Genomic DNA, 13,263 nt, shown 5'->3' with positions numbered 1-13,263 from the left:
TTCGCACAACCTGCCGATTGCGCACCTCACGATGAACCGATATGGATGACATCCGCCGCAAGCCCCACTTGCCGCCAGATCCCGCCGACGCCCGCACCGGTTTCGTACGCGTGCGCGGCGCCCGCGAGCACAACCTGAAAAACATCGACGTACAGATCCCGCGAGATGCGCTCGTCGTTTTCACTGGCGTATCCGGCTCGGGCAAATCGTCGCTGGCATTCGGCACGCTGTACGCTGAGGCGCAGAGGCGCTATTTCGAATCGGTTGCGCCATATGCGAGGCGCCTGATCGAACAGGTCGGCGTGCCCGAAGTCGACGCAATCGAAGGGCTGCCGCCCGCCGTCGCCCTGCAACAGCAACGTGGCACGCCCGGTGCGCGATCATCGGTGGGCAGCGTCACCACGCTGTCGAGTCTCGTGCGCATGCTGTATTCGCGCACCGGAACCTATCCGCCGAAGCAGCCGATGCTGTTCGCCGAAGACTTCTCTCGCAATACGGTTCAGGGTGCATGCCCGACATGCCATGGACTGGGACGCGTGTATGAGGTCACCGAGAAATCAATGGTGCCCGACGACACATTGACCATCCGTGAGCGTGCGATCGCCGCGTGGCCGCCAGCATGGCACGGACAGAACCTGCGCGACATCCTGGTGACACTCGGCTACGACGTCGACACCCCGTGGCGCGAATTGCCGAAAAAAGATCGCGACTGGATTCTCTTCACCGACGAGCAGCCGACAGTGCCTGTCTACGCGGGACTCACGCCCAAAGAGACGCGCGCCGCGCTCAAGCGCAAGGACGAGCCAAGCTACCAGGGCACGTTCACGGGTGCGCGCCGTTACGTGCTGCACACCTTTGCACACACCCAAAGCGCGCTGATGAAGAAGCGCGTATCGCAGTACATGGTCGGAAACGACTGCCCGGATTGCCACGGAAAACGGCTCAAGAAGGAAGCGCTTTCGGTGAAATTCGCCGGGCTGGACATTGCAGAACTGTCGCAGTTGCCGCTCTCAGGACTCGCCGCGATGCTCGAACCGATCGCGCGCGGCGAGTGGCTGGAGCGAGACACGACGGCGACCGGCAGAAGCTCCAGCAAGGGTACCGTGCTCAGCAGGAGCGCCATGCGTGATGCCGTCGACAAGCGTGTCGCTGCTGGTGGTTCGGCGCACAAAGCTTCGCCCGATGTGCGGCGCACGCCGAATCTGTCCGAAGAGAAACGCCTCGCCGCGCAACGCATTGCTGATGAATTGCTGGAACGCCTGGCGCCTCTGATTAATCTCGGCCTGGGTTATCTCGCGATCGAGCGCAGTACGCCCACGTTGTCGTCGGGTGAGTTGCAGCGCCTGCGGCTCGCCACGCAATTGTCGTCGCAGCTCTTTGGTGTCGTGTATGTGCTCGACGAGCCATCGGCAGGCTTGCACCCCGCCGATGGCGAAGCGCTCTTCAGCGCGCTGCAACAACTCAAGCAAGCCGGCAATTCGCTGTTTGTCGTCGAGCATGATCTGCAGATGATGCGACGTGCCGACTGGCTGGTCGACGTCGGTCCGGCCGCCGGTGAGGCGGGCGGACATGTGGTGTATAGCGGACCGCCTGCGGGACTCGCGGATGTCGACGCATCACAGACGCGTCGACATCTGTTCGCCCCGGCCGTGCGGGTTGATCGCACGCCTCGCGGTGCCGCGGGCTGGCTGCGGGTTGCCAATATCACTCGCAACAATCTGCATGGGCTGAATGTCGCGTTTCCGCTCGGCTGTCTGACGACGGTGACGGGCGTATCGGGCTCGGGCAAATCGAGCCTCGTCAGTCAGGCGTTGCCGGAACTGGTCGCGAGCCGGCTGGGAAAAATCATCGAAAGCCCGGACGATGAAGAACAGGACCCGCTGCTCGCCAGCAAGTCGGCGCCGACGAGCGGCCACATCGCCGAGGGGATGGAGGCAATCAGGCGACTCGTGCGCGTCGACCAGAAACCGATTGGGCGTACGCCGCGCTCGAACCTCGCGACCTACACGGGGCTTTTCGACCACGTGCGCAAGCTGTTCGCAGACACACACGCCGCGCGCAAGCGTCGCTACAGCGCGGGCCGCTTCTCGTTCAACGTCGCGCAAGGCCGGTGCCCGACGTGCGAGGGCGAAGGGTTCGTCAGCGTCGAGCTCCTGTTCCTGCCGAGCGTGTATGCGCCATGCGCGACCTGCCACGGCACCCGTTACAACACGTCCACACTGGAAGTCGTCTGGCAAGGCAAGAACATTGCCGAAGTGCTGAACCTGACCGTCGACGCCGCGTGCAGTTTCTTCGCCGACGAAGCCAGCGTCATGCGCGCGCTAAACGCACTGCGCGACATCGGTCTCGGCTACCTGCGACTCGGCCAGCCGGCCACCGAGCTTTCCGGCGGCGAAGCGCAGCGCATCAAGCTCGCTACCGAACTGCAACGCGTGCAGCGGGGAGACACGTTGTACATCCTCGATGAGCCGACTACGGGGCTCCATCCGGCCGATGTCGAACGGCTGCTGATACAGCTGCAAGGACTGGTCGACGCGGGCAATACGGTGGTGGTGGTCGAGCACGACATGCGGGTGGCTGCGCAAAGCGATTGGGTCATCGACGTTGGCCCGGGAGCCGGAGACGCGGGCGGGACCATCGTGGCGAGCGGTACACCCGTCGACGTTGCGCGCGCGAATGAAAGTCACACAGCGCGGTATCTGCGGCAACAGTTTTCAGAAACAAGCGGACCGTGACCAGCCTCTATGTTTGCTTCACGTGGACTGTCCGGTCGGCGAACGCTCAATTTACCGCTACACCAGCGAGGCCGGCGTTCTGCAAATGGGCGGGTACAGGAGAGAGGCAATCAGGGAGCGCCGTCCACGCTATTTTTGAGGACGCGATGTCGACGATCTGCGAGCCGCTCGAGTTTTCCAAAGGCCTTGCGTCGGGCCGCCGGCACCAGGCTCCTGCGCATCTGCGTCGCTGTCGTCACGAGAAGGTGTACCGCTTATCACGGCGACCACCTCCGAGCCCAGCAGGAAAACGGCAGCGCAGAAGTACAGCCACATCATCAGCACCGCGAGCGAGCCGGCCGCACCGAAAGAGCCAGCCGTGCCTGCATGTGCCAGATAAAAACTGAAGAGATGACGGCCCACCGTGAAGAGTACCGCCGCGATGAGTCCGCCGATCAACGCGGGCCGGATCGCGACGTGTGTGTCCGGCAGCCATTTGATCAGAGCGCCCAGTCCAACGGTCAGTATCACCAGACCGAATAGCGTCTGCGCTACCTCCGCAAAGACAGTGAGCGCCATGCTGCCAAAGAGGGCGTTCCCCACCGTCTGAACGGCAGCGTCGAGGACGAGCGAAACCACGAGCAGGAACGCAAGCCCCATCACAAGACCCAGCGATACGAGACGCGCACGCAACAGAAACGCGACGCCCGCGATGCCTTTCGGGGAATTGGCCTGGAACACGACGTCGAGTGCCGTGTTGAGCGACGAGAACGTTGCGGATGCGCCAACCACAAGCAACGCAATGGATATCAACGCGGCAATGCCGCCGTTGCCCGAGTAATGTGCATGTTCGACGATCGCCTGTATTGCGCTTGCTGCATCCGCACCGAGAATGCCCTTGATCTGGTGGAAGAGCTTCCCCTGCGCGGCATCGCGTCCAAAAAACCAGCCGATGACTGCTAGCACGATCAACAGTGTGGGCGCGAGCGAGAACGCGGAATAAAAAGCAACGCTCGCCCCCATCATCGTACAGCGGTCGCTGGAAAAGCGGCCTGCGACATCTTTTACGAACGCCACGACGCCCTTGACCCCGTGCGGCCTCGGCCGGGAATGCTGCGGCGGCTTTAGAACGCTTGTCGGTCGCATATTGAACTCCTGCAAACGTCGGTCGAGACGATCGATCCGCAGCAACGGGTGTGCCGCAAGCACCTGCAAGCCTGACAGATAAGGCCAGGCAGCAACCGAGCCTCGTGCATCTGAGCGGTTGACAAATCAGGCTCAATCCGTGCTTGCCACAGGTCGTGGGGGAATCGCGACAGCGGCGTCCGCGTGTCGCTGCTCAATGTAGAGGGGACGATGATGGCGATGACGCGTCAAGGGTTTGAAGCAAAGGTCGGTGCCGTACTTCGAGATCATGGCGTAGGAACGACGGCAGACCTCACCGATGAACTGGTTGCGTATTGGACCGGTCGGCGCGTCGCCTATGTCCTGATTAATGAGTCTCCTTCTGGGTCCAGCTACGAAGAGTTCGTCATGGACGACGCGCAGTGGAGAATCTGGCGATCCTGGCTGGAAGCATGGATCGATTCTCCGACGTTTAGCGTCCGGCACTGAAGTGCACGACTGGCTAGCGGAGGAACCTCCTGCGGACGCAGGTGAATGAAATGGCGTGCGAGGGATTGGGCAGGCCGACGCGCCACTGACTGCAAATGATTGACCCACAGCATCGCTCGAGTTATGGGCACCACGTGATAATCAGCCGACTAAGGAAGGACGAGAAAACCAATGACCCACCGGTGGCTCACTCGTGGGCGGCAGATCTGGGACCGGGGCTGGCGTCGACGGGAAGCGACAATGACCCGAGTGGCATTGCGACCTATTCGCTCGCTGGTGCGCAGTTCGGCTTGGATTTGGCCTGGTTGTGCGCGCTGTCATATCCATCAATGGTCGCGTTTCAACTGGTCTCATCACGCATTGCCGTGCTGACGGGCCAAGGTCTGACCAGCAACATGCGTGAGCACTACCCGCGTGCGTTCTTTTATCTTGCAGTTGCTCGATTTTTGATTGCCAACGTGCTCAATGTTGCGGCAGACACGGTTGCGATGGGCGTGGCAGCACATTTCCTGTGGCATGGTTCCGTAGCGGTATTCGCGGGCGTGGCGACGCTGTTGTCGGTAGCGCTTCAGTTTACGTTGCCCTATCCTCGATATGCCAATGCGTTGAAATGGCTGACGTTGTCGCTCTTTGCATATGCCGGCGTCGTGATCGTGATGCGCATCCCCTGGCACGTTCTGTTATCGGCAGCGCTCGTGCCGCATCTTCACTGGCAAGAACACTACTTCTCAATGCTACTGGCGGTGCTGGGCACGACGATCAGCCCGTACCTGATTTTCTCGCAGGCGACGCAGCAACTGGAAGAGTTGCGGCTCGACCCCGAACACAAACCGTCTGCGGAACATAACCGCCTGCTCGGGCAGCAATCTCGCAAGACCCGAAAGGACACGCTGATTCGAACCGCACTATCCAACGCTGTTGGGTTCTTCATCATGGCCGGGGCGGCCGCAACACTCTACGCCTATGGTCGAGGTCTGACGGATATAGACGGCGCAGCAAACGTACTGGAACCTGTCGCGTATCGATACGCTCCGCAGGTGCTGGCGCTCGCATTCATTGGAACGGCGTTGCTAGCTTTACCGCCTCTGGCAGGTTCGGCGGCACACGCAGTCGCAGGTATCGTCGAAAGCAGGGACAAGGCGCTCACCGACCGGCGAATCTCGCTCGCATTGCTCGTCGTGATGCTGTTCGGCGGTGCCCTCGGCGTAGTGCTGACTTCTGCACATGTGGAACCGCTACGGCTGATGTATTGGAGCGCGGTGTTGAACGGCTCCACAGCAACCCCCGTCATGTTCATGCTGGTGCTGTTGAGCACGAAGCATTCGGCCGTGGGCGATCTGAGTGCTCACTGGGTGCTTCGAGGCCTGTGCTGGCTTGCCACCGTGTGTGCGGCAGCCGCACTCGTGTCGCTGTTCGTGCTCGAGTGGTCCGAATGGAAAAGCGGTGCCGCGTGATACCTCTCTATCTGTAACGGCAGATGCACCGTCATGATTTTCCGAGAACCCGCGCCGCATTGATCAACGCAACGTGCGACAGCTTCTGAGAAAAGTTTCCGCAGAGGCGTTGCAGGCGCCTGTCATATTCCTCCGTGAAAAAGCCGAGGTCATTTCGCAGGGCCAACACGCGCTCGAAAAGTTCGTGCGCTTCATCGCGGCGTCCCTGAAGGTGACGCACCTGCGCGAGCCACAGGCTGCATGCTGTCGCGCACCTGGCCTGGCGCAGTGACGAGAGACAAACCAAGGCGCTTCGCACGCGGATCCCAGAGCGCACGGTCCAGCGCCGAACTTGCCGTAGCGGCCACACCGTCGCGCCCAGGATTGCGTATACGCCGTTGCATCCTTAAGCAGAGAGAGGGAGCAATGGATGTGCCTTACAGCCTGATTTAGTCGGCGACGGGGCGCGCTGATTGCTCACCGACGAAATGGCAATCCGGTTCTTTTACGGGAGACTTTCATGTCAACCACAGTAGGCGACTTCATTGTCGAGAGGCTGCATCATTGGGGCGTCAAGCGGATGTACGGTTATCCCGGCGATGGCATCAACGGTGTGTTCGGAGCGTTGAATCGTGCGGATGGGAAGATCGAATTCGTGCAGGCGCGGCACGAGGAAATGGCGGCGTTCATGGCGAGCGCCCACGCAAAGTTTACGGGCGAACTCGGTGTCTGCATCGCGACTTCGGGGCCGGGTGCTTCGCATCTGATTACTGGCCTCTACGATGCGCGCATGGATCATATGCCCGTGCTCGCTATCGTCGGTCAGCAGGCGCGCGCAGCACTTGGGTCTCACTATCAGCAGGAGCTCGATCTCGCTGCGATGTTCAAGGACGTGGCGGGCGCCTATGTGCAGCAGGCAAGCGTGCCCGCTCAGGTGCGTCACCTCGTCGATCGCGCGATCCGCATCGCGCTGTCGGAACGGCGTGTGACGGTGCTGATTCTGCCCAACGATTTGCAGGACCTCGAATACGAACCGCCCGCGCGCAAGCACGGCACCGCGCATTCCGGTGTCGGCTACTCGCAGCCGACCGTAATTCCCACACAAGACGATCTGCAACGCGCAGCCGACGTGCTCAACGCCGGGCATAAGGTTGCAATCCTGGTCGGCGCCGGGGCTTTGAACGCTACCGATGAAGTCATCGCGGTCGCAAACCGTCTCGGCGCGGGCGTAGCGAAAGCGCTGCTCGGCAAAGCCGTGCTGCCCGACGATCTGCCGTGGGTGACAGGATCGATTGGCTTGCTTGGCACGAAGCCGAGCTACGAAATGATGAATGCGTGCGACACGCTGCTGATGATCGGCTCGGGCTTCCCCTACTCGGAATTCCTGCCGAAGGAGGGCGACGCGCGCGGCGTGCAGATCGACATCAAGGCCGACATGCTGAGCCTGCGCTACCCGATGGAAGTGAACCTCGTCGGCGACAGCGCGGCGACGTTGCGCGCGCTACTGCCCCTGCTGACTGAAAAGGACAGCCATACATGGCGCTCGCGAATCGAACGCTGGACTTCGCGCTGGTGGGAGACGCTCGACGAACGCGCGCATCAGCCCGGCAGCAACGGCGTGAACCCGCAGCGCGCTTTCACTGAACTGTCGCCGCGCCTGCCCGATAACGTCATCCTCACGAGCGACTCGGGCTCATGCGCGAACTGGTATGCGCGCGATCTGAAGATCCGGCGCGGCATGATGGCGTCGTTGTCGGGCGGCCTGGCGTCGATGGGCGCGGCCGTGCCGTATGCGATTGCCGCGAAGTTCGCGCACCCGGAGCGGCCCGTGATCGCGATGGTCGGTGATGGCGCGATGCAGATGAACAACATGGCGGAACTCATCACCGTCGCGAAGTACTGGAAACAATGGGCTGATCCGCGCTGGATCTGCATGGTGCTCAACAACGAAGACCTGAATCAGGTCACGTGGGAGCAGCGGGTGATGGAAGGCGACCCGAAGTTCGACGCGTCGCAGAAGTTGCCGAATGTGCCGTATCACCGGTTTGCGGAAATGCTCGGCTTGACGGGCCTGTACGTCGACAAACCCGAGCAGTTAGCCGATGCATGGGAAACCGCGCTGGCCGCGAAACGACCCATCGTTCTCGAGGTGAAGTCGGACCCTGAAGTGCCGCCGCTGCCGCCGCACGTGACGCTCGCGCAGGCACGCGCATTTGCGCGGACCTTGATGGAAGGCGACCCGAAAGAAGGCAGCGTGATCGCCAATACGGCACGTCAGGTACTGGGCGCGGTGATTCCAGGGGGCAAGGATTAGACGCTTTGGCATCGCGCGGTCGAACAGATGGTATGCGTTTTGCGCCGATGGCAGCCGGGCGCAACTCGGCGGACTTGACATTCTCGTCAACGTTGCCGGCAAGCAGCACTTCGTCGAGCACATTGCCGACCTGAGCACAGAGCAGTTCGAAGCGACGTTCCGCACGAATGTGTTTGCGATGTTCTGGCTTTGCAAGGCAGCCTTGCCGCACATGCCGCCGGGTGCGACGATCATCAACACGACGTCAATCCAGAGCTATCAGCCAAGTCCCGGATTGCTCGACTACGCATCGACCAAGGCTGCGATCACCGCATTCACGCATGCGCTTGCCAGGCAGGTGATCGATCGCGGAATTCGCGTCAACGGCGTGGCACCGGGTCCGGTCTGGACGCCGCTGCAGCCAAGCGGCGGCCAGCCGCAGGAGAAGGTGGAGCAATTCGGCTCTGAAGTCCCGATGAAGCGTCCAGGTCAGCCTGCCGAGCTTGCACCGATCTACGTCGTGCTGGCATCGCAGGAGTCGAGCTTTGTCACGGGTGAAATCTACGGCGTAACGGGGGGTAACCACTTACCCTGACGACCTCGGCCTGGTGACATCGCAGTGAACGGGCGCGGCACATGGTGTTTCGACGGCGCTTCGATCAACTTTGGCACACGCCACGGAGTATCACATGCATTGGATTGACCCAGACTGTCTGCCGGAAACACGCGGTGTCGTTGATCGATTTCTCATGAACCCGCACGGAAAACTCGATGGACTCGTACTTCGTGGAAGCACGTCAGGTCCACTTTCCTCCCCATATCAGCGTGGGCGGCGCGTCACATCAAGGTCGGCGATCGTATCCGGATACGTGGCATAAAGCCACGGGGTGTCGACATGATCTCCGCCGTCTCATTGACGGCGAGCGATGGCAGAACATTGATCGATGATGGACCACAACACAGCGGGGCGTCCGGGCCTGAAACGCTGTCGTGTGCCCCTGTGCCGATGGAAGTTCAGGGAGTGGTGACGCTATCGCTGCATGGGCCAAAAGGAGAGTTGCGCGGCGCCGTGCTCGACGATGGTACGTCGCTACGCGTGCCGCCGCACGCTGGCGAAGCGTTGCGTGAGTACCTGACGCCTGGTGCTTCCATTTGCGCATGGGGGCGTGGTATCAGGAATCGTTTCGGCCGGGTAGTGGACATTGACGAAATCGCCTGTTGGGTTGATGCCGCGTGATGGTTTTCGGCATTCTCCGGAGACTGGGCGATCGGTCAACATACGGGCAGGATCTCAGGTGTAACTCGACTGGCGTTCGCACGCGCCATGGACACCCCTGGCGACGAAGCATTTGAGGCTGCACAGCCGCCAGTTGAGCGCGTCAGCGCAGGCATTTCTTATCGATGCCTGAGGCATGGGGCTTGCGGTTAGCTGAACGCGGGTTCACACCTTCCGGTGCAAACGACCGCTCCGCGCTTCAGGAGACGACCATGCGAGGCTCGACAAAAGGAATGTTGATTTCAGCGCTGCTTATCGGTATTGCAGGAAATGTCTACGCGCAAGGCGCGGGTGGCGGAGGCGCTGCCGGCGGGCAGGGCGGCACGGGCATGAGCAAGCCGAACGCAGGGGGCTCGACCAATACCGTGTCGGGTGCGTCAGGGGCGAATACCATGGCACCCTCCGGTACCACGTCACACAAGAAGACGCACAAAAAGTCGAGCGCCGCCATGGGGGCATCGGCTCCCACGCCAGCATCGGGCGGCAGTTGAAGCTGTGCAGCCTCACAGGCTTTTGCAACTTGACGGATTTTCAACCCGTTGATCGTTCGCCTGATCGACGATCGCCAGGAACATCGCATGCGCTGTCTGGGCTCCCGGTGACTATTTTGAGGGGATCGGCCGATGTCAATTTCAAATCGTGAAAACTCGCACATCCGCAAATCTGTCGATGTGCAAAAGGCGCTCAAGGGTGCCTCCTATCCTGCATCCAAACGCGATCTGCTGAAGACGGCGAAGCAAAATGCCGCTGATGAGGACGTGATGGAAGCGCTAGCGGCATTGCCGGACGAGCAATATGGAAGTCTCGCCGACGTATCGAAGGCGGTGGGTAACGAAGATTGAACGGCGTATGGCGGTGCGGGAAGATCGCCGCCACTGCCACTGATTGCCCGGAGTGTTCTCCACGGTGAATCACGTCGTCGACCCGGTCATGTTTCCGTGTGCAGGTTCGAAGTCCGCGCAGTTGATCAGGTTCCGTCCGGCGCGGCTTCGGAGCTAGCGCGATGCGAGGGCCGTTGTGACGCGCCGCGTCTCCAGACGGTCACTACCTTTTACGAGCGCCACTCACTAGTGAGTCAAGAAACTCGAGGCCCTGCGGTGAAGTTTGCGAGAAGCAGTGGCGAATATCCAATGCTATTCCGGAACACGCTTCGACCACGATGGTGCCGACGTGTTGCCAGTAGGACACCGCTTTCTGCGGTGCTGCGCCTAGCGCGCCGATTTGCAACGTCGTGATCTCGGCGGGAGATCGAGCCTGTGCCACGATCGCCGAGTGCTCATCGAATGCCACTCGCAAAACCTCGCCATTCAGTTCCGATAACGCTTCGAGGTATCGCGCCGTCGCGCGGGTCACACCTTCCATCGCACAGAAGCTGAACTTCAATGCCTGGGAACTGGTAGCAAACGCGTTGGTGGAAATCATCGAACCGCTCCTCTCAACAGTGAACGCTGCGCAAGGCGCGCAACTGCGGCAACGCCTCGCAAGCGCCGTTCCCGTCACCAGATGTTCGCCAAGGCGCCTCAGGGATAGACAAAGGTTACGCACAGAAAAAATGGACAAGCCTGTGGACACTCCGCCGGCATTGCGTGCGTGCCAGGTCTCAAGTCCGAGCAGGTGAAGATGCTCGGACAGATGGCGGGCGGCGGCAATCTCGCCATCAATGTTCATCTCCGCGCCCGCCTCAAGGGTTTCGCCCGCCACAGGGTCGCCGTCCACGATCAGCCGGATGGGTCGCCCTCATTGGCGCCTCTCATTTTCAGCGTCGTGCTCCTTTGCAGGCAATCCTTGCAGGTGAACCGGGACGTCGGCGCTCAACGCGCCGTGGCAAGGTGCGCGTTGACCTGAACGGGCGGTCCGTTGTCGTGAAATGGCGGTTGCGGCACGAAGCGCTCGATCACGTCCGGCCTGAAGATCAGACAGTAGGTCGAGCCGCCATACTGGAAGTAACCGAGCTCGTCGCCCTTTCGAACGCATTGCCCCGGGAGCGCCTCGATCATGCACGACGACACGTCGGCCATGCCAACGAACACGCACGCGACGGGACCGATGGCCTCATCGTCACACTCGATCACGATGATCGCGCGCGTCGCGACGGCGGTCGTGTAACCTTGCGAATCGTTAAGACCCCCGGGATCCTCACCTTCAGACTCGGCACCCGAGTAATAGGTGCCCGGCACCACGTAGGCGTGCGTCACGCGGCCGCCCACGGGCGCATGCCAGCGGTGATAGTTGAAGGCGCTTAGAAACGCCTGATACACCGAACCACCGACGAACTGCCGCGCCGTTTCTGCTTCGCGTGCCGAGAAGATTTCCTGCAACGAGTAAGGCTGCGATTTGATCCAGAATGCGTAGTGCAGCTTGACGTCATGTTGAAGGTTGTACGGCGACGCCTCGCATGCGCTGACGATTATCTTGTGATCGTGCGGCGCGGCGACGGGCCGTGCGTCAGGGCCTGAACTGATGCGTGAAGAAGCCGTTCCACGACGGGAAACCCCAGTACGCTTCGTTCGGGTCGCACAGGAACTGCGAAAGGCCGATCTTCGCGTCGGCCTCGGCGCTCAACCAGCCGCCTGGCGCGTCGGCATTCAGGTGCGTGCGCGAATAGGGCCCGCTCGGAAACCCGCTCCAGTAGGTCAGCACCCGTCTGAGTTGTGCGTTCAGCGCCGGATCGCGAAACAGCGCGTAGCCGGACGGCATGCACATCGGCCAGTCGAGCAACGCGTTCAGCGGGCAATGTATTAGACTCGATTCGCTGAACGGCGGTGCGTACGTAATCATGTAATCGACGATGCACATCAGTTCGTCGATTGATGCGTAACCGAGCTGAAAGCCTGCCTCGTGCGCCTCATCAATTGCGTTGATCAGGTCCATCCGCAACACGGGGGTCGCCATTCAGCAGCAACGACAGATCGTGGACGACGGGTGTCATCGGCACACGGCCCTGGCGCTCCCCCGCGTGCTTCGCCAGGTCGAGCCTGAAGCGTGCGATTGCTTCTTCGCTGTTAGGCAGCCATTCGCCGAGCCGCCGCCGCTGACGTGTTGTGCGCATCCTGTCGCTCATCGTATGCCTCGCTCCGTGATGTCGTTCGTCGCATGTTCGCAAGATTCCGGCCCGCCCGTAACGATACACAGTCGGGAGGAATGGACGTTGCTGACGGGTGACATATTCACATCAGCCGCCGCCGCGTCGATGCGTCGGCCCCTCTCAGTACGGGAACTTCGACATGCAACCAATCACACGTTACGCGTCCGTCGTACTGGCGACGACGGCACTCATGTCCGGCATGGCCGCCTGCAAGAAGGTCGACGAGAAAAGCAGTGACACGATGGGCTCCGCCAGCAGCGGCGTGATGACCAACACAGCGGGCGTAAGCGGCGCGCCCGGACAGAGCGCCGCTGCGCAGAGCGCGAGCGACAGTGCGGCCCCGGCGAACACACCGACGGCATCGAGCGAAGCGGCCGCTACCGCCACGCCCTCGTCGACGCCCAGCACGGTGCCCTCCGGCGCCAGCCAGTAAAGCCACGGACAGTCGCCGCTGCTTCACCGTCTGCGGCTTAACCATGGTCTCCGGGCGCGGTCTTGGTCTACTTTCCCATGCACGAGCATTTGCCCTTTTAGAACCTTTAACAGAATGAACAAAGGGGCTGTTTACTCTCGATGAATCCTGTTAACCTTTTCATTGTTTCGACGACGAAAAGGACATGGCTAAACCCATACTCGACGACGAACTTTGGGCACTCATCGAACCGTTGCTGCCCCCACCCAAACCTCGCCGTTCACGCTATCCGGGACGCAAACCACTGGATGACCGCGCGGTGCTCACCGGCATCCTGTTCATCCTGCAGACGGGCCTGCGCTGGGACCTGCTGCCGCGCGAGATGGGCTGCGGCAGCGGCATGAGTTGCTGGCGCCGTCTGCGGGACTGGCAGGCG

The 13,263-nt window shown here is 61.4% G+C and carries 11 protein-coding genes and 3 pseudogenes; 10 read left to right on the top strand and 4 right to left on the bottom strand.

Annotation, left to right across the window (positions count from 1 at the left end; translation table 11 throughout):
• Positions 1-41: 41 nt before the first annotated feature.
• Entirely contained in the window at positions 42-2,735 is a 2,694-nt protein-coding gene (locus tag BLT65_RS44240; protein WP_091790414.1) for an ATP-binding cassette domain-containing protein, read from the top strand.
• 129 nt (positions 2,736-2,864) lie between these two features.
• Here BLT65_RS44240 and BLT65_RS44235 read toward each other — a convergent pair whose 3' ends face one another.
• Complete coding sequence (locus BLT65_RS44235; protein ID WP_091790425.1) at positions 2,865-3,860, bottom strand: YihY/virulence factor BrkB family protein; 996 nt, start codon at positions 3,858-3,860, stop codon at positions 2,865-2,867.
• A 183-nt stretch (positions 3,861-4,043) separates the two neighbouring features.
• Between BLT65_RS44235 and BLT65_RS44230 the strand changes: the two genes are divergently transcribed.
• Entirely contained in the window at positions 4,044-4,328 is a 285-nt protein-coding gene (locus BLT65_RS44230; protein ID WP_244187070.1) for a hypothetical protein, read from the top strand.
• Positions 4,329-4,423: 95 nt separating this feature from the next.
• On the top strand, positions 4,424-5,782 hold the full coding sequence (locus BLT65_RS44225) for an NRAMP family divalent metal transporter (protein WP_244187068.1): 1,359 nt from the start codon (positions 4,424-4,426) through the stop codon (positions 5,780-5,782).
• A 31-nt stretch (positions 5,783-5,813) separates the two neighbouring features.
• Here the strand turns inward: BLT65_RS44225 and BLT65_RS48625 are convergent, their stop codons facing one another.
• Positions 5,814-5,951, bottom strand: a complete 138-nt coding sequence (locus BLT65_RS48625) for a glycoside hydrolase family 15 protein (protein WP_341865858.1) — start codon at positions 5,949-5,951, stop codon at positions 5,814-5,816.
• A gap of 330 nt (positions 5,952-6,281) precedes the next feature.
• On the opposite strand from BLT65_RS48625, the gene BLT65_RS44215 reads away from it, so the two are divergent.
• The 5 genes and pseudogenes from BLT65_RS44215 to BLT65_RS44195 all read left to right on the top strand — a co-directional run bounded on the left by BLT65_RS44215 (position 6,282) and on the right by BLT65_RS44195 (position 10,172).
• Entirely contained in the window at positions 6,282-8,075 is a 1,794-nt protein-coding gene (locus BLT65_RS44215) for a thiamine pyrophosphate-requiring protein (protein WP_091790413.1), read from the top strand.
• 58 nt (positions 8,076-8,133) lie between these two features.
• A pseudogene (locus BLT65_RS44210) lies at positions 8,134-8,649 on the top strand (SDR family oxidoreductase); the annotation flags it as partial.
• Between the two features lie 94 nt (positions 8,650-8,743).
• A pseudogene (locus tag BLT65_RS44205) lies at positions 8,744-9,291 on the top strand (hypothetical protein).
• A 251-nt stretch (positions 9,292-9,542) separates the two neighbouring features.
• Positions 9,543-9,821 carry a hypothetical protein gene (locus BLT65_RS44200; protein WP_091790412.1) on the top strand — a complete coding sequence of 93 codons (279 nt, stop codon included), beginning with the start codon at positions 9,543-9,545 and terminating at the stop codon, positions 9,819-9,821.
• A 132-nt stretch (positions 9,822-9,953) separates the two neighbouring features.
• On the top strand, positions 9,954-10,172 hold the full coding sequence (locus BLT65_RS44195) for a DUF2795 domain-containing protein (protein ID WP_042305785.1): 219 nt from the start codon (positions 9,954-9,956) through the stop codon (positions 10,170-10,172).
• Between the two features lie 202 nt (positions 10,173-10,374).
• Here the strand turns inward: BLT65_RS44195 and BLT65_RS44190 are convergent, their stop codons facing one another.
• Both BLT65_RS44190 and BLT65_RS44185 read right to left on the bottom strand, forming a co-directional pair.
• Positions 10,375-11,046 (bottom strand): phasin family protein, encoded by a 672-nt coding sequence (locus BLT65_RS44190; protein WP_091790411.1) that lies wholly within the window; start codon positions 11,044-11,046, stop codon positions 10,375-10,377.
• A gap of 95 nt (positions 11,047-11,141) precedes the next feature.
• Positions 11,142-12,391 (bottom strand): annotated as a pseudogene (locus tag BLT65_RS44185) (phophatidylserine decarboxylase associated domain-containing protein).
• 163 nt (positions 12,392-12,554) lie between these two features.
• Here BLT65_RS44185 and BLT65_RS44180 point away from each other — a divergent pair.
• Both BLT65_RS44180 and BLT65_RS44175 read left to right on the top strand, forming a co-directional pair.
• Complete coding sequence (locus tag BLT65_RS44180) at positions 12,555-12,848, top strand: hypothetical protein (protein WP_174485040.1); 294 nt, start codon at positions 12,555-12,557, stop codon at positions 12,846-12,848.
• 184 nt (positions 12,849-13,032) lie between these two features.
• Positions 13,033-13,263, top strand: a 231-nt coding sequence (locus tag BLT65_RS44175; protein WP_143036702.1) for a transposase, incomplete at its 3' end; no start/stop codon positions are given.

Origin of the sequence: Paraburkholderia steynii, from assembly GCF_900100565.1 — a bacterium.
Classification (GTDB): Bacteria; Pseudomonadota; Gammaproteobacteria; order Burkholderiales; family Burkholderiaceae; genus Paraburkholderia; species Paraburkholderia terrae.
The sequence above is the reverse complement of the archived record's forward strand: the minus strand, read 5'-3'. Positions and strand labels throughout refer to the sequence as shown.